We start from the raw sequence: 19061 nt of genomic DNA on the forward strand, positions 1-19061 counted from the left end.
CTATCTCCCTATTTTGTGCCCGATTGTGCTTGATTGCGCTCGAAGCGGGAAATCCGTTCGATATGCCGGGCATGCTCAGGCGAAGATCGGCCAAAGAAAAAAGCCATCTGCGGACAGATGGCTTTCTTTACGCTGCGGACGGGCGGGGCGCTTAGGCGCTCAGGCCCTCACGCGCCCGGCGTGGCGGGCATTACTGCGGAGCCGCGGTCGCGCCACCGTGCGCCGCCGACCACTCGGCCGGCGCGTGCAGGAATTTCTCCACTTCGTCGAGCGTCTTCGTTTCGAAGTAGCCGGACTCCTTCGCGACGCGCAGCACGTCCCACCACGTGGCGAGCGCGTGCAGGTCGACGTCGATGTCCTTCAGCACCGAAACGCTTTCCTTGAAGATGTTGTAGTGGAACAGCACGAAGCAGTGATTCACCTTCGCGCCGGCCGTGCGCAGCGCGTTGATGAAGTTGATCTTGCTGCGGCTGTCGGTGGTCAGGTCTTCCACCAGCAGCACGCGCGAACCTTCTTCCAGGAAGCCTTCGATCTGCGCGTTGCGCCCGAAGCCCTTCGGCTTCTTGCGTACGTACTGCATGGGCAGCATCAGGCGGTCGGCGATCCAGGCGGCGAACGGGATGCCGGCGGTTTCGCCGCCGGCCACGGCGTCGATCTGCTCGAAGCCAACGTCGCGCAGGATGGTGGTTTCGGCCATCTCCATGAGGGCACGGCGCACGCGCGGATACGAGATCAGCTTGCGGCAGTCGATGTACACCGGGCTCGCCCAGCCGGACGTGAAGATGAACGGCTTTTCGGCGTTGAAGTGCACGGCCTGCACTTCGAGCAGTATTTTCGCGGTCGTGTCGGAGATCGTCTGACGATCGTAGCCTGTCATGGGGCGAATCCTTGGGTGTGAGCGGGAGATGATGCGCGTGGCCGGGTGGCGATCAGCGGGACCCGGGCGGCGGAGCTTCACCAGGCGGCGGACTCCGGCGGCTTCGGCGTTCCTGACGTTGCCGTCAGGACGGGGTTCGCCGGCACCACGGCGGAGCGCACAGTGGGGCCGCGAGCCACCGGCCAGCCTGCTGCGCGCGTAGCCCGGCATTTTACCCGACTTGGGTGGCGCCGACGAGCGCGGCCCGTTGTAGCGCTCGCCCTACGCCCTTACACTCACGCGAATTTCGGGATCGCCCCGCCGAACCCTGCCGAACCCTGCGATATCCCGCCAAGCCCTCTAACGAACGCCGCGAGCGCGCCAACATGAACGCTGTTTCCTCTCCTCCCGAAACCGTGCAGCGGCGCGGCTACGCGGGCCGCGCGCTGCTTGCCTCGGTGCTCGGCTACGCCATGGACGGCTTCGACCTGCTGATCCTCGGCTTCATGCTGCCCGCCATCGCCATGGATCTGCACCTGAGTTCGACCCAGGCCGGCTCGCTCGTCACGTGGACGCTCGTAGGCGCAGTGGCGGGCGGCGTGATCTTCGGCATGCTGGGCGACCACTTTGGCCGCGTGCGCGTGCTCGCATGGACGATCCTCGTGTTCGCCGTCTTCACGGGGCTGTGCGCGCTCGCGCAAGGCTACGCGGACCTGCTCGTCTACCGGACGATGGCCGGCATTGGCCTCGGCGGCGAGTTCGGTATTGGCATGACGCTGGTCGCCGAGGCCTGGCCTGCCGCACAGCGGGCGCGCGTGTCGTCGTATGTGGGGCTGGGCTGGCAGCTTGGCGTGCTGGCCGCGGCGCTGCTCACGCCACTGCTCTTGCCTGTGATCGGCTGGCGCGGGATGTTCGCCGTCGGCCTGTTGCCCGCCCTGGTGTCGTTCTTCGTGCGCCGACGTGTCGAGGAACCGCTGCTCTTCACCGAGCGCGCGGAACGTGCCAAAGATGCTCAACGTACCGAAGGTGCCGAAGGCGCCAAAGGTGCCGGACATGACGCTGCCTCGGCGCCACGCGCACCGATCCGGCGTCTCGTCGCCGACGCCCGCACCGCCCGCACGAGCCTCGGCGTGGTGATCCTCTGCTCCGTGCAGAACTTCGGCTACTACGGGCTCATGATTTGGCTGCCCGGTTATCTCTCGAAAGCGTTCGGCTATTCGCTCACGAAGTCCGGCCTCTGGACCGCGGCGACGGTGGCCGGCATGGCCGCGGGCATCTGGCTCTTCGGCGTGGCCGCGGACCGCTTCGGCCGCAAGCCCGCGTTCCTGTTTTACCAGGCCGGCGCCGTGGCGATGGTGTTCGTCTACTCGCAGCTTGCGACGCCGTTCGCGCTGCTCGTCGGCGGCATGGTGATGGGCGCGTTCGTGAACGGGATGATCGGCGGCTATGGGGCGCTGATTTCCGAGCTGTACCCCACCGAGGCGCGCGCCACCGCGCAGAACGTGCTGTTCAACATCGGCCGCGCGGTGGGGGGCTTCGGTCCCGTGACAGTGGGCGCGCTCGCGGCGCGCTATTCGTTCACGGCTGCGCTCGGCGTACTCGCGTCCATCTACGTGCTCGACATTCTCGCCACGCTTTTCCTGATTCCCGAACGCCGAGGCGCTGCGCTGGAGTGAGCGCGCGCGAGTGCGCAGGATGCCGCGCCGCAGCATGCGCGAAGGCTGCGGCGCTTCGTCTGCGGGGCTTGGGCAGGGCCTCGTCGCTCAACGTGCGGGGTGTACACTAACTGCCCCGTTGAAATCCCCGGTGCCTTGTTTTGCGTCGAGGTTCGTTGTCCCGCCTAACCGGCGCAGGCAAGAACCGCCGCCATCGATCTACCCTTCGATCGCCCACGAAAACGCACGCGCCGCGTGATGCCGGTTCCAATTCAAAATGCCTGTCAGGTCAAACATGGACGAACAACTGAAGCAAAGCGCTCTCGCATACCACCAGAATCCGAAGCCCGGCAAGATCTCCGTCACGCCGACGAAGCCGCTGTCCAACCAGCTGGACCTCTCGCTCGCGTACTCGCCGGGTGTCGCGGCCGCGTGCGAGGCGATCCACGCCGATCCGCTCGACGCGCAGAAGTACACCTCGCGCGGCAATCTGGTGGGCGTGATCACGAACGGCACGGCCGTGCTGGGTCTCGGCAACATCGGACCGCTCGCCGCGAAGCCGGTGATGGAAGGCAAGGGCTGCCTCTTCAAGAAGTTCGCCGGCATCGACGTGTTCGACATCGAACTTTCCGAGTCCGATCCGGACAAGCTCGTCGAGGCCATCGCGATGCTGGAACCGACGCTGGGCGGCATCAACCTCGAAGACATCAAGGCGCCCGAGTGCTTCTACATCGAGCAGAAGCTGCGCGAGCGCATGAAGATTCCCGTCTTCCACGATGACCAGCACGGCACGGCCATCATCGCGTCCGCCGCGATCCTGAACGGGCTCAAGGTGGTAGGCAAGAAGCTCGACGAAGTGAAGCTGGTGTGCTCGGGCGCGGGTGCGGCGGCCATTGCGTGCCTGGACCTGCTCGTGAAGCTCGGTCTTTCGAAGAAGAACGTGCTGGTGGCGGACTCGAAGGGCGTGATCTACGAAGGGCGCGGCAACCTCGACCCGTCGAAGGCGCGCTACGCGGCCACTACGGACGCGCGCACACTGGCCGACGCCATCAAGTCGGCCGACGTGTTCCTCGGCTGTTCGAGCGCCGGTGTGCTGAAGCCGGAGATGGTCAAGGACATGGCGAACCAGCCGCTGATTCTCGCGCTCGCGAACCCCGAGCCGGAAATCCGCCCCGAAGAAGCGAAGAAGGTGCGCCCGGACGCGATCATCGCGACGGGCCGTTCGGACTATCCGAACCAGGTCAACAACGTGCTGTGCTTCCCGTTCATCTTCCGCGGCGCGCTGGACGTGGGCGCCACGACCATCACCGAAGAGATGAAGCTGGCGTGCGTGCGCGCCATCGCGGAACTGGCTGAAGAGACCGATCAGGGCGACGAAGTGGCGAAGGCCTACGAAGGTCACTCGCTCGAATTCGGTCCGGAGTATCTGATTCCGAAGCCGTTCGATCCGCGCCTCATCATCAAGATCGCGCCGGCCGTGGCGCAGGCCGCGATGGATTCGGGCGTGGCGACGCGTCCCATCGCCGACATGGACGCCTACCGCGAGGAACTGGGCACCACCGTCTACCGCACGGGCATGGTGATGCGCCCCGTGTTCGCCGCTGCGAAGGCGAGCCAGGCGCGCATCGTGTTCGCCGAGGGCGAGGACGAGCGCGTGCTGCGCGCCGCGCAATTCGCGCTGACCGAGAAGATTGCGAAGCCGATCATCGTGGGCCGCCCGGCGGTGGTGGAGATGCGCCTGCAGAAGATGGGCTCGAAGCTCAAGGCCGGTCAGGACTTCGAGATCGTGAATCCGGAAGACGATCCGCGCTACCAGCAGTGCTGGCAGGCCTACCACGAGATCGGCGCGCGCGACGGCGTGACGCCCGAAGGCGCCAAGGCCGCGCTGCGCAAGTTCAACACGCTGATCGGCGCGATGCTGGTGCGCCTCGGCGACGCGGACGGCATGATCTGCGGCCTGATCGACAGCTTCGACAGCCACCTCAAGTACATCGACCAGGTGCTGGGCAAGGCGACGGACGCCGAGAACTTCGCCGCGATGAACCTGCTGATGCTGCCGGGCCGCAACCTCTTCATCTGCGACACCTACGTGAACGAAGTGCCGAGCGCGGAACAGCTCGCCGACATGACGATCCTCGCTGCGCGCGAGATCGAGAAGTTCGGCATCGTGCCGAAGGTCGCGCTGCTCTCGAACTCGAACTTCGGCAGCATTCCGTCGGCGTCGTCGCAGCGTATGGCGAAGGCGCGTCAGCTGATCGCCGCGCGCGCGCCGCAACTGGAGGTGGACGGCGAAATGCACGGTGACGCGGCGCTCTCCGAAGTCATCCGCAAGCAGGCGTTCCCGGGCACGACGCTCACCGGCGAGGCGAACCTGCTCATCATGCCGAACGTGGAAGCCGCGAACATCACGTACAACCTGCTGAAGATGATTGGCGGCGAAGGCGTGACGGTGGGTCCGTTCCTGCTGGGTGCGAACCGGCCCGTGCACATCCTGACGCCGGCCGCGACCGTGCGCCGGATCATCAACATGACTGCGGTGGCGTCGGCCAAAGCTGCTGTCGGCAAGGCGCAGCAGGCAGCGCGGTAACACGCTGGCGTGCGTTGTCGGCGCGGGGCTCGCGAGGTTCGCGAGCCTTGATGCAACGACCTCGCACGACCGAAAGAAGCAAATGAAAAGGGCGCCCCGTTTTTGCGGGGCGCCTTTTTTTTGCTGATACGCCGTAAAAGCGCGACGCTTACAGTGCAACAGCGGTTCAACAGCGGCTGCGGTGTGCCGTGCCGCTTTAAGCCGCGTGCCGCGCGTCACCGCCCTGCGGCGCGCGCCACTTCGCGAGCAGCGTCGCCCATTTCGTGCGCACGGCCTTGAGGTTGTGCTCCTTCACGTGACCGTAGCCACGAATGCCGTCGGGCAGGCTGGCCAGTTCCACGGCGAGTGCACGGTTCTGCGCATTCAGCCCGCGCAGCAGTTCGCACACAAGCGCCTCGTATTCGCCGATCAACGCGCGTTCCGTGCGGCGTTCTTCCGTGCGGCCGAACGGATCGAGCGCCGTGCCGCGCAGTACGCGCAGCTTCGCGAGCATGCGCATGGCGGGCAGCACCCACGGTCCGTACTGCTTCTTCACGAGATGACCCGAAGCGTCCTTCTTCGAAAACGACGGCGGCGCGAGGTAGAAGTTGAGCTTCCAGTCGCCCTCGAAGTTCTGCTTCAGCTTCTCGACGAACGCGGGGTCGGCGTAGAGGCGTGCGACCTCGTACTCGTCCTTGTAGGCCATCAGCTTGCGCAGATTCTTCGCGACGGCCTCGGTGAGCGGCATCTGCGCGTCGCCCGCGTCGAGCGTGGTTTCCGCGGCGCGCACTTCGTCCACAAGCCGGCGATAGCGCGCGGCGTAAGCGGCGTTCTGGTAGGCGGTGAGGAACGCGGTACGGCGTTCGATCAGCGTGTCGAGCGACTTCGGCGTGTGCAGCGTGACGACCTTGGCCGCCGACGCATCTGCCGCTGCCTCACCCGCCAGCTTGCGCACCGTCGCCAGATCGTGCGCGGCGAGGCGGCCCCACTCGAAGGCCGCGCGATTCTTCTCGACCTGCACGCCGTTCAGTTCGATGGCGCGAACCAGCGACTCGTGCGTGAGCGGCAGCCACCCGCGCTGCCACGCAAAGCCCAGCATGAACGGATTCGTGTAGATGGCATCGCCCAGCAACGCCACCGCGTAGTGGTTCGCGTCCACCACCGCGACGCCGTCTTCGCCTGCGGCGGCGCGGACGTCCGCTTCCGTGCTCGAGCCCGGAAAGCGCCAGTTCGGGTTCTTGATGAACTCCGCGGTCGGTGTTGCCGCGCTGTTGAGCACCACGCGCGTGCTGCCGTTTTGCATGCGCGAGATGCACTCGTCGCTGGCGGTCACGATCTCGTCGCAGCCGATCACGAGGCTCGCTTCACCCATCGCGATGCGGGTTGCGTGGATGTCGTCGGGGCGGTTGGCGATCTGCACGTGGCTCATCACGGCGCCGCCTTTCTGCGCGAGACCCGTGACGTCGAGCACCGTCACACCCTTGTTCTCCAGGTGCGCAGCCATGCCGAGGAGCGCGCCGATCGTCACCACGCCGGTGCCGCCCACGCCCGTGACGAGCACGCCGTAGGGTTGCGCGATGTCGGGCGTTTGCGGCGCAGGCACGGGCGGCATGGTGTCGTTCTTCACGCCCGCCACGGCCGGCTTGCGCACCTGCCCGCCTTCCACGGAAACGAAGCTCGGGCAGAAGCCCTTCAGACACGAGAAGTCCTTGTTGCAGGTGGACTGGTTGATCTGGCGCTTCGTGCCGAACTCGGTTTCGAGCGGCTCGACCGAAAGGCAGTTCGATTGCACCGAACAGTCGCCACAGCCTTCGCACACCGCTTCGTTGATGACGACGCGGCGTGCTGGATCGGGGTACGAGCCGCGCTTGCGGCGGCGGCGCTTTTCGGTGGCGCAGGTCTGGTCGTAGATCAGGATCGTCGTGCCGGCGATCTCGCGCAGTTCGCGCTGAATGGCGTCGAGCTGGTCGCGATGATGGATCGTCACGCCCGGCGCGAGCAGCGTGCCGGGGTGGCCTTCGTATTTCTGCGGCTCGTCGGTGACGATCACGATCTTCTTCGCGCCTTCGGCAGCGAGTTGATGCGTGATCTGCGGCACGGTGAGCACGCCGTCCACGGGCTGGCCGCCCGTCATCGCGACCGCGTCGTTGTAGAGAATCTTGTAGGTGATGTTCGCCTTCGACGCGATCGCCTGGCGAATCGCGATCAGGCCGGAGTGGAAGTAGGTGCCGTCGCCCAGATTCGCGAACACGTGCTGGTCGTTCGTGAACGGTGCCTGGCCGACCCACGCCACGCCTTCGCCGCCCATCTGGCTGAAGGTGCTCGTGCTGCGGTCCATCCACACAGTCATGTAGTGGCAGCCGATGCCGGCCATGGCGCGCGAACCTTCGGGCACGTTGGTCGACGTGTTGTGCGGGCAGCCCGAGCAGAACCAGGGCTTGCGTTCCACCTGCACGCGCGGCTTGGCGAGCGCTTTCTCCTTCGCTTCGATTACCGCGATGCGGGTGGCGATGCGCGCGCGCACCTCGGCGGGCAGGTCGAACTTGTCGAGCCGCGTGGCGATGGCCTTGGCGATGATGGCGGGCGAAAGCTCGTAGTGCGCGGGCAAGAGCCAGTTGCCCATCGGCACCGACCATTCGCCGCCGGCGCCACCCTTCTCGTCGAACTTGCCGTAGACGCGCGGACGCTGCGCGTCGGGCCAGTTGTACAGCTCTTCCTTGATGGCGTATTCGAGAATCTGGCGCTTCTCTTCCACCACCAGAATCTCTTCGAGCCCGCGTGCGAACGCCTGCGCGCCCTGCGCTTCGAGCGGCCACACGCAGCCCACCTTGTACAGGCGAATGCCGATGCGCGCGCAGGTGGCGTCGTCGAGCCCGAGGTCGGTGAGCGCCTGCCGCACGTCGAGATACGCCTTGCCGCCGGTGATGATGCCGAAGCGCGCATTGGGCGAATCGATCTCGACGCGGTCCAGTTTGTTGGCGCGCACGTAGGCGAGCGCCGCGTACCACTTGTAGTCGAGCAGCCGGGCTTCCTGCACGAGCGGCGGGTCGGGCCAGCGGATGTTGAGGCCGCCTTCGGGCATCGCGAAGTCGCCAGGCAGCACGATATTCACGCGATGCGGATCGATCTCCACCGACGCCGACGACTCCACCACGTCCGTCACGCACTTCATTGCGACCCAGAGACCCGAGTAGCGGCTCATGGCCCAGCCATGCAGACCGAAGTCGAGATATTCCTGGACGTTGGAGGGGAACAGCACCGGCAGACCGCACGCCTTGAAGATGTGCTCCGATTGATGCGCGAGCGTGGACGACTTGGCGGCGTGATCGTCGCCGGCCAGCACGAGCACGCCACCGTGGCGCGACGAGCCGGCCGAGTTGCCGTGCTTGAAGACGTCGCCGCAACGGTCCACGCCGGGGCCTTTGCCGTACCACATGGAAAACACGCCGTCGTACTTCGCGCTGGGGTACAGGTTGACCTGCTGCGAGCCCCACACCGCAGTAGCGGCAAGGTCTTCGTTGACGCCGGGCTGGAACACGATCTGGTGCGCGGCGAGATGCTGCTTTGCCTTCCAGAGCGACTGGTCGAGACCGCCGAGTGGCGAGCCGCGATATCCGGAGATGAACCCTGCTGTATTGAGACCGGCCGTCTTGTCGCGTTCCTGCTGCAGCATCGGCAGGCGGACCAGCGCCTGGATGCCGCTCATGTACGCGCGGCCGCGTTCGAGGGTGTATTTGTCGTCGAGTGTGACGGACGTTAGCGCGGCTTCGAGCGACGCTCGCTGACCTGCGTCTAGCGGGGCATTCATTATGTGTACTCCTCCATCTACCAATCCGTTTGGATCGCCAGAACTGCTGTGCCTCGGCATCTCGTGAATGCTTCGGCCGGGGTCGCCATATTGGCGTCTTTTTCGCGATGGTAGCACTGGTGAAAACCCGCCGCAGGAAGCCAGAAATCCCGATTGCAGCGGCCTTTCGGCTGTGATTGCGGTGCGAATCGTCGAGCCCATTGTGGCCTGCGTATGACAGGCGATGTGTCCGAATGAATCGCGATGTAACGGCCTGTAAAAGCCCGCTCCGGATGGGAACCGCTCTTGAAAAGCCGGTCTAATCCCCCACCTGTGCGGACCGCGTCCTGTTCCCCCGCACGTTGTGGGGCACCTCCCGCGCAGGTAGTTCAGAAAAAGGAGTACGCATGAACCATCGAAACATCCAGACCTTCCTGATGGTCTCGGCCGCATTTTTCGCCATGAGCGCGCCGCTGCGTTCGAACGCATCCAGCAACGAGGGCGGCAACAATGCGTTTGCCAATGCAACTGCCCGTATGACAACCCGCTGTGCGCCGGCTCAGGTCGGTACGCGTCGCTTTGGCGCATCCGCTCAGTCCAACGACGAGAGCGAGCAATCGTGATGCGACGTCGCGCGCCGCTTGCCTCAACCTGAAGGCAGATAGCGAGTAGCGCGATACGGCATCGTCCGTTTTAGTGCCGCGGCCTGTCAGGACGCGGCGGTTCCAAAGGAGCAAAGGGCGAAGATCTGCGGATCTTCGCCCTTTTTTGTGCGCGCGTTATGCCGCTACCCGGCTGTGCCGTGCGCGGCGCGACGCTTACGCCTTGTCTTGCACCACGCCCCGGCGAATCTGGTCGAGTTCGATCGATTCGAACAGCGCCTTGAAGTTGCCCTCGCCAAAGCCCTGATTGCCCTTGCGCTGGATGATCTCGAAGAAGATCGGGCCGATCTGGTTTTCGGTGAAGATCTGCAGCAGCAGGTCGTCCGGTGCGCCGTCCAGGAGAATCTTCCGCTTCTTCAGTTCATCGAGCGGTTCGCCATGGCCGGGAATGCGGCGATCGACCAGTTCGTAGTAAGTGGCCGGCGTGTCGAGCAGCGCGATGTTCGAGGCGCGCAGACCGTCGACGGTGCCATAGATGTCGTTGGTACCGAGCGCAATGTGCTGAATGCCCTCGCCGTGGTAGGCGTCCAGATACTCCTGGATCTGGCCTGCGGTTTCCGAACCTTCCTCGTTGATCGGGATGCGGATCTTGCCGCACGGCGACGTCATGGCCTTCGACTTCACGCCCGTCACCTTGCCCTCGATGTCGAAGTAGCGGATCTCGCGGAAGTTGAAGAGGCGCTCGTAGAACTCGGCCCATTCGCGCATGCGTCCGCGGTGCACGTTGTGGGTCAGGTGGTCGATGTAGGTGAGGCCGTGGCCGGCGGGGTTCGGGTTCGCGCCCGCAATCGGTTCGAAATCGACGTCGTAGATGCTGATGTCGCCGATGCTGCCCGGCGCCGCGCCGTTCTTGCCGCGCCAGCGGTCGACGAAGTAGATGAGCGAGTCGCCGATACCCTTGATGGCCGGAATGTTGAGTTCCATCGGGCCGGTCTTGTTGTCGAAGCCCCAGGCGCCGCGTTCCAGCGCGTGGCGGTAGGCCTTCGCGGCGTCCTGCACCCGGAAGGCGATGGCGCAGATAGACGGGCCGTGCAGGCGCGCGAAGCGTTGCGCGAACGAATCCGGCTCGGCGTTGACGATGAAGTTGATGTCGCCCTGGCGGTAGAGCGTGACGTCCTTGTGGCGGTGCCGCGCCACGGCGGTGAATCCCATGCGCTCGAACAGCTGGCCGAGCGCTTTCGGGTCGGGCGCGGTGTATTCGATGAACTCGAAGCCGTCGGTGCCGACGGGGTTCTCCCAGACGGGAACCTGCATGTCTCTCTCCTGATTGCGGGTGCTGTTTGGCTGATGGGCCGTAGGCCGGTATGAGCGAAAAGTTTATCCGCGACGGTGAGACGAAAACTTGCGATTTGGGTTGTGAGTGAATACGATCGAGCTATTTATTGCCACCCATTCCAGCTTATATGGCAGAAAATGACCAAAATCGAGATTGATGCGATCGACCGACGGATTCTCGCCATCCTCCAGGAGAACGGGCGACTCTCGAACCAGGAGATCGCCGAGCGGGTGAACCTGTCGCCTAGCCCCTGCCTGCGGCGTATCCGCCGGCTCGAGGAAAGCGGCGTGATTCGCGGCTACGTGGCGCTGCTTGCCCCGCAGAAGCTCGGGCTCGATCTGCTTGCGTACGTGAGCGTGCGGCTGGAGAAGCGAGGCGGCCCGCTACCGTCGATGCCGGCAGCCGGCGGTCCGGGCTCACCAGCGCGCGCCGGCGCGACGCACGCGGAGCTGTTTCGCGCGGCAGTGCAGGCGTGGCCCGAAGTGGTGGCCTGCCACGCGATGACGGGCGACATGGACTACCTGCTGCGCGTACAGGTGGAAGACATGGCGCATTTCTCGCGCTTCATGCGGGAGCAACTGCTGCATCACCCATCGGTGATCGACGTGAAGACGAGCTTTTCGCTGGAAACGTTCAAAGAGACCACAGCGTTGCCGATTCCTTGAAGCGCGGCATCAAGAATGGCGACGTTCGGGGGAGGCGGCGGGGCTAAACACAATCAAGGCCACCTTAAAGCTGGCGAGGGCCAGAAAAGCAGAAGGGCGGCCAAGGCCGCCCTTCGTCGTTTGTCGTTGCCATCGCGACAGGCGCCATCGCGGCACCACGCGTTCGCTCAAGCCGCGATAGCGTGCGGCAGGATCGACTCGATGATCTTCGATGCCTGACGCGCCTGGCGCTTCAGCGCGTAATCGAATGCCGCGGCTTGTTCTTGAAGCATTTCCGCGATGATGCTCGTCTGATCCGCGGGCGGCAGCGTGAGGTAGGCGTCGGCTTCGCCGTAGGCGTACTCGATCTTCATGCCGGCCTTCTTGGCGATGTGCATCATCGTGCTGTTGCGCGACAGGCAGTGCATGTAGAGCGTGGTGACGTGGGTATTGCGGCTGCGGATGGCCGCGCGCTCGAACAAGCGCGTGCCGATGCCCTGGCCGCGCGCGCTTTCGGTCACGGACACGCCGAACTCGGCTGTGCGCTTGTCGCCTTCGGCGGGCAGGTAGGCGAGGTGGCCGACCCCCACCAGCTGCAACTGCTGGTCGAACACGCCGAACACGGTGTCGCGCGAGAAGTCGAGCGTGCGAACGTAGTTTTCGATCACGTGGTCGGGAACGACCTGGCCGAAACGCAGGAGCCGGTCGTCTTCGCCGAGCGCGAGAAAGTGACCGAGCAACCGCTCACGGTCGATGGAGGTCAATTCCCGCACCAGCGCAGGCGCGCGACCGGCCGGCAACAGGCGATCGACCGTTTCGATCGGCTCGTCGGTAAGGGCGGTGGGCGTGTTCATGGCGGGTTCTCCTTCCTGTTCGTCAACCGCGTGATGCGGCGCGACACGAATTCTATCGGAGAAGGGTGCCAATAACTAGGGAAAACCCCGATTCCCGGCTGAGTCCGCGCTCTAGTGCAATTTGGCGCTAATTTTAAGTGATTGTTTTTATGTGATTTTTTGTTGATGCCGTGCGCATGACACTGTTGTGGCATGCCGACGGACAAAGCGTCGCACCCATGCTGCTTTGCAAAATCAGGCGGCTCAGGCGCTGATGAGACCGTGGTCGATCACTGCGACCACCTGTTCCGCGAAATCGCGATAGCCCATGCGCCCGCCCGGCTTCAGCCAGGTGAACGTCCAGTTGATCATGCCGAACACCATCATCGTGAGCGCCGTCTGGTTTTCGCGGGTGACCCGTTCGGGATAGGCCCGCGACAGTTGCCGCGCGAACGCCGCGACCACGTCGCGCTGGCGGTTCAGGATGATTTCGCGCTGCGCATCCTCCAGATATTTGACGTCGTTGAGGAGCGCCACGTGTCGGCTATGCGACGTCTCGTACTCGGCGAGAAAGGCGCGGACCAACTCGGCGAAGGTTTCGCGCTCGTCGAGGCCGCGCCGCTGGCTTGCGCCCTCCACCTCCGCGATGATCAGCATCAGCCGCTTGGTGTAGCGGTCGAGCAGGTCGAAGAGGATGGCTTCCTTGCTCTCGTAGTAGTGGTAGAGCCGCGCCTTGGAGGTTCCGCTTGCCGCCGCGAGGTCGGCCATCGACGTGCTCGGATAGCTCGTCTGCGCGAACTTGCCGGCTGCGAGTTCGAGAATCTGATCGCGTTGAGTATCGTGATCGGGAGCGCGGGTGCGGGCCATGGTTGTTGTTCTGGTCGGGTTGTCTACAGCGAAGCGATCAAGCCCGGCGACGGGCGATGACGTAGCAAAGGCCGCTCGCGCGCCGGCGTACCGGGCGCGCGAGCGGCCTTAGTGTAAGCGGATCGTGCGCGGCGTTCCAGCCGCTCTAGCGCTCGTCGTAGCTCACCACCACGCGCTCGCTGACCGGATGGCACTGGCACGTCAGCACGAAGCCGTCGCGAATTTCCTGCTCTTCGAGCGTGTAGTTGCGGTCCATTTTCACCTCGCCTTCCAGCACCTTCGCGCGGCAAGTGCAGCAAACGCCGCCTTTGCACGCGTAGGGCAGCGCAAGCCCCGCGCGCAGGCCGACGTCGAGCAGACTTACGCCTTCGTACGGCAGACGCAGCCGGCGCGTCTTGCCGTCGAGCACGATTTCGAGGTCGGCGGCGCGCGTGTTCTCCGTGATCTCGACGGGCGGCACACCGGCCTGGGGCAGCGGCGAGCCGAAGCGTTCCACATGGATCTTTTCCTGCGTAACGCCGGCGTCGCGCAACGCGCGCTCGGCGGCGTCCATCATCGGCGCGGGGCCGCAGATGAACGCTTCGTCGATGCTGTTCGCCGGGAGCAGCGTTTCAAGAAACGCGGCGCACTTGGCCTCGTCGAGCACGCCGTTGAAAAGCTCGACTTCCTGCAGATCGTCGGAGAGCACGTGGTAGAGCGCGAACCGGTTCATGAACCGGTTCTTCAGGTCTTCGAGCGTCTCGGCGAACATGATCGAATCGACGCTGCGATTGCCGTAGACCAGCGCAAACGTGCTGCGCGGCTCCGCTTCGAGCGTCGTCTTGACGATGGCGAGCACCGGCGTGATGCCGGAGCCGCCGGCGAACGCCACGTATTGCTTGCCGTTCTCGGCGTTCAGATGCGTGAAGAAGCGGCCGTCGGGCGTCATCACGTCGATCGTGTGGCCGGGTTGCAGCGTGTCGAAGGCAAAGTTCGAGAAACGGCCGCCGCGCACGCGCTTGATGCCGATGCGCAATTCGCCGTCGCGATCGTAGTCGGTGACGCCGACGCAGATCGAATACGAGCGGCGCGTCTCTTCGCCGTCGATGTGGGCCTTGAGCGTGACGAATTGCCCTTGCGTGAAACGGTACGCTTCGCGCAGCTCGGGCGGCACTTCGAACGCGACTGAGACGGCGTCGGCGGTCTCGGGCCGGACTTCGCGGATGCGCAGCGGGTGAAATTCCGGGGTGGCCATAGTCAATAAGGTTTGAAATAGTCGAAGGGTTCGCGGCAATCGAGGCAGCGGTACAGCGCCTTGCACGCCGTGGAGCCGAATTGCGAGAGACGCTCGGTATGCAGCGACCCGCAGTGCGGGCACGCAGGCGACGCGAGCGCAGCAGGCGGCACGAAGCGCAGCGTTTTTTCGGTGGCGGTCTTCTGACCCGCGTCTGTCGCGGCATCGCCGCCGCACTGCCCGGTGGGCGGCGCGATGCCGTACGCGCGCAGCTTTTCACGCGCTTCGGCGGTGATCCAGTCAGTGGTCCAGGCGGGCGCCAGTACGGTTTCGATCCGGCAGGGCCCAAGACCTGTGACTTCGAGCGCGTGAGCGATGTCTTCCGCGATCTGTGCCATCGCAGGGCAGCCCGAGTACGTCGGCGTAATGACGACTTCGAGCACGCCGTCCGCGGCGCGGCGCACGTCGCGCAGAATGCCCAGTTCGCGGATCGATACGACCGGGATCTCGGGATCCGGCACCCCTTCGAGCGCGGCCCAGGCGCGTTCGAGCATCGATTCGACGCTCGAATCGGTGCTCGCGCGGGACGTGTCTGCAGCTGTGGTCATTGCTGAGTTCCGCAAGTGCCTTGGTGATCGGGACGCGGGTGGACGGCTACCACGTCGCGCCGGGATGTTGCCGCGCGAGGCTCTGCATCTCGGCGAGCAAATAGCCCATGTGCTCGGAGTGCTCGCCGTGCTTGCCGGTGGTCACGTGCTTGACAGGCGCCGGCAGCACGAGCGTGGCTTCTTCGAGCGCGGCGCTGATGTCTTCATTCCAGGCGGCTTCGAGGTCGGCCGTTTTCGGACCGATGCCTGCCGCGGCGATCGCGTCTTCCACGGCGTCCGACGCGAACAGCTCGCGCGTGTAAGGCATCAGATAGTCGAGCGCGGCCTGGGCGCGACGATGCGATTCGGCCGTGCCGTCGCCGAACCGGATCAGCCACTCGCGCGCGTGATGCAGGTGGTAGCGCGTTTCCTTGAGCGACTTCGCGGCGATAGCGGCGAGCACCTCGTCGGACGACGCCGTGAGCGCGGTCCAGAGATGCGCCATTAGCGTCGCATACAGGAAATTGCGCACGATCGTGACGGCGTAGTCGTTCTCCGCGTGCGCCGTGCCGGCGAGCGGGCCGTAGTGCGGCAGCTCGACGAGCGTGTAGTTGGCGAATTCGCGCTCGGCGCGGAAGTACGCGTAATCGTCTTCGGTGCGCGAGCGTCCGTTCAGCGCGGCTTCCAGCGTGGCCGCGTGCGTGTACAGCAACCGCGCCTGGCCGATGAGGTCGAGGCTCATGTTGGTGAGCGCGATGTCCTCTTCGAGCACCGGGCCGTGGCCGCACCACTCGGCGTTGCGCTGGCCGAGAATCAGCGCCGTGTCCGCGAGGCGCAGCACGTAGGTGAGGTGATCTTGCGTGGGCGTCATGGTGCGCGTTACATGTGGTTGACTTCGTCGGGCAGCGTATAGAACGTCGGGTGACGATAGATCTTGTCGCCCGCAGGCTCGAAGAGCGCGTCCTTCTCGTTCGGGTCCGACGCGGTGATCGCCGACGACGGCACCACCCAGATGCTCACGCCTTCCTGGCGCCGCGTGTAGACGTCGCGGGCCATGCGCAGCGCCATCGACGCGTCCGCCGCGTGCAGGCTGCCGCAATGCTTGTGATCGAGCCCTTGCTTGCTGCGCACGAACACTTCCCAGATGGGCCATTCCTTGTTCATCGTGAATCTCCTGGAGTCTCTTGCTGATCGTTCGTTCGGGCGGGTCTTGCGCATGTGTTGCGCTTGATGCCTTTGGGCCCGCGGGGCTGTGACGCGATTGGTGTGGCGGCTGGCGCGGGCAAGTGTCAGGCGGCTTGCTGGGCGGCGCGCAGGCGTACTTTTTCTGCGTGGGCGATGGCGGCTTCGCGCACCCAGGCGCCGTCATCGTGTGCCTTGACGCGGGTGGCGAGCCGCTCGCGGTTGCACGGGCCGTCGCCGTTCACGACGCGCCAGAACTCGTCCCAGTCGATCACGCCGTAGTCGTAATGGCCGCGCGCTTCGTTCCAGCGCAGATCGGAGTCGGGCAGCGTGACGCCGAGAACCTTGGCCTGTTCGACCGTGGCATCGACGAATTTCTGGCGCAGATCGTCGTTCGAAATGCGCTTGATGCCCCATTTCGTCGACTGGTTGCTGTGGATCGAATCGGCGTCGCTCGGACCGAACATCATCAGGACCGGCCACCACCAGCGGTTCACCGCCTGTTGCACCAACTCGCGCTGCGCCTCGGTGCCTTTCATCATGGCGAGGAGGGCGTCGAAGCCTTGCCGCTGGTGAAACGACTCTTCCTTGCAGATGCGGATCATGGCGCGCGCGTAGGGACCGTACGAGCAGCGGCACAGCGGAATCTGATTCATGATCGCCGCGCCGTCGACGAGCCAGCCGATCACGCCGACGTCGGCCCAGGTGGGCGTCGGGTAATTGAAGATGCTCGAGTACTTGGCCTTGCCGGCGTGCAGTGCGTCGATCAACTGGTCGCGCGAGACGCCGAGCGTTTCCGCGGCGCTATAGAGATAAAGGCCGTGGCCGCCTTCGTCCTGCACCTTGGCCAGCAGGATTGCCTTGCGCTTGAGGCTGGGCGCGCGGGTGATCCAGTTGCCCTCGGGCAGCATGCCGACGATCTCGGAATGCGCGTGCTGTGAGATCTGGCGCACGAGCGTTTTGCGATAGGCGTCGGGCATCCAGTCCTGTGGCTCGATTTTTCCGTCGGCCGCGATCGTGGCGTCGAAGTGGGCCTGCTGGGGCGAGCCGGCGCCGGCATCGAGCGGTGCGACGTTGCCGGGAATGTCGAGGGATTGCGTGTACATGGCGGGCGCTCGCGTGCGAAGTTTGTCCGTAGGGCGCAGTATAAACCAACCGACCGGTCGGTCAATTTGATTTTCCAGGGCGGCGTGGAGGTGCCGGTCGGCGCGGGGTGGCGCGCGCAGGCAGCGTCACGGGCGCGGGGAGTCGGGCTTGCCACGGGCCTGTCTTGTCTCGCTTCGTCCCGCTTCGTCCCGCCCGTCGATCAGGCACAATGGCCGCCTTCCTTCTTCCAGATGCCCCACATCGCTTCAGCATGAAAATTCTTACTCTGGCTGGTGTGCTCGGACTGCTGTTGCCGCTCGCGTCGCCGGCGCTTGCTGCCACTCCCGCCGCTCCTGCCGATACCGAGGCGCACTGGGTCGCCGCCTGGGCGACGGCGCTCCAGCCTATTCCCCAGCGGGCAGAGCTGCCGCCGCTCTATCGGGCTCCCGAGGTGGCGGGGCGTACGGTTCGGCAGATCGTCTATCCAACCGTAAGTGGGCGCGTCGTCCGGATTCGCGTCAGCAATGAGTATGGACGGACGGCGCTCGTGATTCGTGGTCTGCGCATTGCGCGGTCGATGGGCGGAGCGAGCATCGACCCTGCGCGAGACGTTTCGGTTACGTTCGGCGGCAAGCAGGGGGTGTCGGTGCCCGCGGGGGCGGATGTTGAAAGCGACCCTGTGTCGATCGAGATCGCAGCGGGAACGCCTTACGCGATCAGCTCCTATATGGGGCAAGAGCAGACGATGGTCGCGTGGCACCGGGTGGCCAGCCAGATCAATTACGTCTCGTCGCCTGGGGACCACGTCGCGGATGCTTCGGGCGCAGGCTGGCGCCAGCGGTTCACTCAGTACGCGTGGGTGAGCGGGCTCTCGGTGGAAGCGCCGGGCGCGACGACGATCGTTGCGATCGGCGACTCGATCACAGATGGTATGCGCTCGACCATCAATCGCAATCAACGCTGGCCGGATGAACTGGCGCGGCGGCTCGCCGGCGAGCGGGAGCAGTCGATCGGCGTGGTGAATCTGGGGATCAGCGGCAACCGCTTGCTTAGTGACTCGCCCTGCTACGGCGAAGCGCTCGAGAAACGTTTCGAGCGGGACGCGCTCGCGCAGCCGGGTGTGAGAGCGGTCGTTCTGCTGATCGGCATTAACGACATCAATTTCGCCGCGATGCCGCCGCACGCTGGGCTCGATTGTGACTTCCCGCATACCCAGGTTACGGCGCAAGCGTTGATCGACGGCTACAGGCGCCTGATCGCCGAGGCTCGCCACCGCGGCGTGCGGATTTATGGTGCGACGCTGACGCCGGCCTCATTGCCGCCGCAGAGGGAGGCGATCCGGCTTGCCGTGAACAACTGGATCCGAACCGGCGGCGCTTTCGACGGCGTAGTGGATTTCGATGGTGCCCTCCGCGATCCCGCGCAGCCGGATCGGCTTCGGGCCGCGTACGACAGCGGCGATCACGTCCATCCGGGCGACCGAGGCTACGCGGCTATGGCACAGGCGGTGCCGCATGCTGTCGTGGCCGCGGCGGCGGGGAAATGAGCGCGGCGGAGGCGGGTCGGGAAAAAAATCTCCGTCATCCCCTTGTCATGTGGCTGGTGTTGGCCTACTATTCGCCTCCCCGTTGCGAACACGGGCCGCTGCGGGAAACGGCGGGGCGCGAAGCCGGCAGATTTTTAAGCGGATGCGAAATTATCTGTTGACGAAGCGGCAAAGAGTCTTCATAATCTCGTTTCTCTGCTGCTGATGCAGCGACGCAGGCGGTGCTGGAGGGAAGTGACTCTGGTGACGGTGCGAACGATCTTTAAAAACTTACAGCCGATAAGTGTGGGCGCTTGATGGC

At 65.0% G+C, this 19061-nt stretch carries 15 protein-coding genes; 5 read left to right on the forward strand and 10 right to left on the reverse strand.

What is annotated here, in order from left to right:
- Nucleotides 1–190: 190 nt before the first annotated feature.
- A complete protein-coding gene (locus PKKP23_RS20355) occupies nucleotides 191–877 on the reverse strand; it encodes an orotate phosphoribosyltransferase (protein WP_017772045.1) in 687 nt (228 codons plus the stop codon).
- Nucleotides 878–1242: 365 nt separating this feature from the next.
- On the opposite strand from PKKP23_RS20355, the gene PKKP23_RS20360 reads away from it, so the two are divergent.
- Nucleotides 1243–2532 carry an MFS transporter gene (locus PKKP23_RS20360; RefSeq protein WP_126878188.1) on the forward strand — a complete coding sequence of 430 codons (1290 nt, stop codon included), beginning with the start codon at nucleotides 1243–1245 and terminating at the stop codon, nucleotides 2530–2532.
- A gap of 274 nt (nucleotides 2533–2806) precedes the next feature.
- Nucleotides 2807–5098 (forward strand): NADP-dependent malic enzyme, encoded by a 2292-nt coding sequence (locus PKKP23_RS20365; RefSeq protein ID WP_126878189.1) that lies wholly within the window; start codon nucleotides 2807–2809, stop codon nucleotides 5096–5098.
- 196 nt (nucleotides 5099–5294) lie between these two features.
- On the opposite strand, the gene PKKP23_RS20370 is transcribed toward PKKP23_RS20365, so the two are convergent.
- Nucleotides 5295–8885, reverse strand: coding sequence for an indolepyruvate ferredoxin oxidoreductase family protein (locus PKKP23_RS20370; RefSeq protein ID WP_126878190.1), 3591 nt, complete (start codon nucleotides 8883–8885; stop codon nucleotides 5295–5297).
- A gap of 386 nt (nucleotides 8886–9271) precedes the next feature.
- Here PKKP23_RS20370 and PKKP23_RS20375 point away from each other — a divergent pair, with 386 nt between their 5' ends.
- On the forward strand, nucleotides 9272–9487 hold the full coding sequence (locus PKKP23_RS20375; RefSeq protein ID WP_126878191.1) for a hypothetical protein: 216 nt from the start codon (nucleotides 9272–9274) through the stop codon (nucleotides 9485–9487).
- 195 nt (nucleotides 9488–9682) lie between these two features.
- Here PKKP23_RS20375 and hppD read toward each other — a convergent pair whose 3' ends face one another.
- Nucleotides 9683–10780: a 4-hydroxyphenylpyruvate dioxygenase gene (hppD, locus tag PKKP23_RS20380; RefSeq protein WP_017772040.1), complete on the reverse strand. Its 1098-nt coding sequence runs from the start codon at nucleotides 10778–10780 to the stop codon at nucleotides 9683–9685.
- Nucleotides 10781–10939: 159 nt separating this feature from the next.
- Between hppD and PKKP23_RS20385 the strand changes: the two genes are divergently transcribed.
- Nucleotides 10940–11467 (forward strand): Lrp/AsnC family transcriptional regulator, encoded by a 528-nt coding sequence (locus tag PKKP23_RS20385; RefSeq protein WP_126878192.1) that lies wholly within the window; start codon nucleotides 10940–10942, stop codon nucleotides 11465–11467.
- 167 nt (nucleotides 11468–11634) lie between these two features.
- Here the strand turns inward: PKKP23_RS20385 and PKKP23_RS20390 are convergent, their stop codons facing one another.
- The 7 genes from PKKP23_RS20390 to paaA all read right to left on the reverse strand — a co-directional run bounded on the left by PKKP23_RS20390 (nucleotide 11635) and on the right by paaA (nucleotide 17234).
- Nucleotides 11635–12300 carry a GNAT family N-acetyltransferase gene (locus tag PKKP23_RS20390; RefSeq protein WP_017772038.1) on the reverse strand — a complete coding sequence of 222 codons (666 nt, stop codon included), beginning with the start codon at nucleotides 12298–12300 and terminating at the stop codon, nucleotides 11635–11637.
- Between the two features lie 243 nt (nucleotides 12301–12543).
- A complete protein-coding gene (locus PKKP23_RS20395; protein ID WP_126878193.1) occupies nucleotides 12544–13146 on the reverse strand; it encodes a TetR/AcrR family transcriptional regulator in 603 nt (200 codons plus the stop codon).
- A gap of 145 nt (nucleotides 13147–13291) precedes the next feature.
- Nucleotides 13292–14380 (reverse strand): 1,2-phenylacetyl-CoA epoxidase subunit PaaE, encoded by a 1089-nt coding sequence (gene paaE / locus PKKP23_RS20400; protein WP_126878194.1) that lies wholly within the window; start codon nucleotides 14378–14380, stop codon nucleotides 13292–13294.
- Between the two features lie 2 nt (nucleotides 14381–14382).
- Complete coding sequence (gene paaD / locus PKKP23_RS20405) at nucleotides 14383–14967, reverse strand: 1,2-phenylacetyl-CoA epoxidase subunit PaaD (RefSeq protein WP_126878195.1); 585 nt, start codon at nucleotides 14965–14967, stop codon at nucleotides 14383–14385.
- 46 nt (nucleotides 14968–15013) lie between these two features.
- Nucleotides 15014–15817 (reverse strand): 1,2-phenylacetyl-CoA epoxidase subunit PaaC, encoded by an 804-nt coding sequence (gene paaC, locus PKKP23_RS20410; protein ID WP_126878196.1) that lies wholly within the window; start codon nucleotides 15815–15817, stop codon nucleotides 15014–15016.
- Between the two features lie 8 nt (nucleotides 15818–15825).
- Nucleotides 15826–16110, reverse strand: coding sequence for a 1,2-phenylacetyl-CoA epoxidase subunit PaaB (paaB, locus tag PKKP23_RS20415; RefSeq protein ID WP_017772033.1), 285 nt, complete (start codon nucleotides 16108–16110; stop codon nucleotides 15826–15828).
- Between the two features lie 125 nt (nucleotides 16111–16235).
- Nucleotides 16236–17234 carry a 1,2-phenylacetyl-CoA epoxidase subunit PaaA gene (gene paaA, locus PKKP23_RS20420; protein WP_126878197.1) on the reverse strand — a complete coding sequence of 333 codons (999 nt, stop codon included), beginning with the start codon at nucleotides 17232–17234 and terminating at the stop codon, nucleotides 16236–16238.
- A gap of 251 nt (nucleotides 17235–17485) precedes the next feature.
- Here paaA and PKKP23_RS20425 point away from each other — a divergent pair, with 251 nt between their 5' ends.
- Nucleotides 17486–18760 (forward strand): SGNH/GDSL hydrolase family protein, encoded by a 1275-nt coding sequence (locus tag PKKP23_RS20425; protein ID WP_126878198.1) that lies wholly within the window; start codon nucleotides 17486–17488, stop codon nucleotides 18758–18760.
- Nucleotides 18761–19061 lie beyond the last annotated feature (301 nt).

The sequence above is a fragment of the Paraburkholderia kururiensis JCM 10599 = LMG 19447 genome (assembly GCF_003986935.1).
In the GTDB taxonomy this organism is placed as follows: domain Bacteria; phylum Pseudomonadota; class Gammaproteobacteria; order Burkholderiales; family Burkholderiaceae; genus Paraburkholderia; species Paraburkholderia kururiensis.

Excerpts from the sequence above, each read along its gene's own strand:
- paaD (WP_126878195.1), bottom strand. The coding sequence starts at position 14,967 with ATGACCACAGCTGCAGACACGTCCCGCGCGAGCACCGATTCGAGCGTC.
- paaB (WP_017772033.1), bottom strand. The coding sequence starts at position 16,110 with ATGAACAAGGAATGGCCCATCTGGGAAGTGTTCGTGCGCAGCAAGCAA.
- PKKP23_RS20395 (WP_126878193.1), bottom strand. The coding sequence starts at position 13,146 with ATGGCCCGCACCCGCGCTCCCGATCACGATACTCAACGCGATCAGATT.
- PKKP23_RS20370 (WP_126878190.1), bottom strand. The coding sequence starts at position 8,885 with ATGAATGCCCCGCTAGACGCAGGTCAGCGAGCGTCGCTCGAAGCCGCG.
- hppD (WP_017772040.1), bottom strand. The coding sequence starts at position 10,780 with ATGCAGGTTCCCGTCTGGGAGAACCCCGTCGGCACCGACGGCTTCGAG.
- paaA (WP_126878197.1), bottom strand. The coding sequence starts at position 17,234 with ATGTACACGCAATCCCTCGACATTCCCGGCAACGTCGCACCGCTCGAT.
- PKKP23_RS20425 (WP_126878198.1), top strand. The coding sequence starts at position 17,486 with ATGAAAATTCTTACTCTGGCTGGTGTGCTCGGACTGCTGTTGCCGCTC.
- PKKP23_RS20360 (WP_126878188.1), top strand. The coding sequence starts at position 1,243 with ATGAACGCTGTTTCCTCTCCTCCCGAAACCGTGCAGCGGCGCGGCTAC.
- PKKP23_RS20385 (WP_126878192.1), top strand. The coding sequence starts at position 10,940 with ATGACCAAAATCGAGATTGATGCGATCGACCGACGGATTCTCGCCATC.
- PKKP23_RS20375 (WP_126878191.1), top strand. The coding sequence starts at position 9,272 with ATGAACCATCGAAACATCCAGACCTTCCTGATGGTCTCGGCCGCATTT.
- PKKP23_RS20365 (WP_126878189.1), top strand. The coding sequence starts at position 2,807 with ATGGACGAACAACTGAAGCAAAGCGCTCTCGCATACCACCAGAATCCG.
- paaE (WP_126878194.1), bottom strand. The coding sequence starts at position 14,380 with ATGGCCACCCCGGAATTTCACCCGCTGCGCATCCGCGAAGTCCGGCCC.
- PKKP23_RS20390 (WP_017772038.1), bottom strand. The coding sequence starts at position 12,300 with ATGAACACGCCCACCGCCCTTACCGACGAGCCGATCGAAACGGTCGAT.
- paaC (WP_126878196.1), bottom strand. The coding sequence starts at position 15,817 with ATGACGCCCACGCAAGATCACCTCACCTACGTGCTGCGCCTCGCGGAC.
- PKKP23_RS20355 (WP_017772045.1), bottom strand. The coding sequence starts at position 877 with ATGACAGGCTACGATCGTCAGACGATCTCCGACACGACCGCGAAAATA.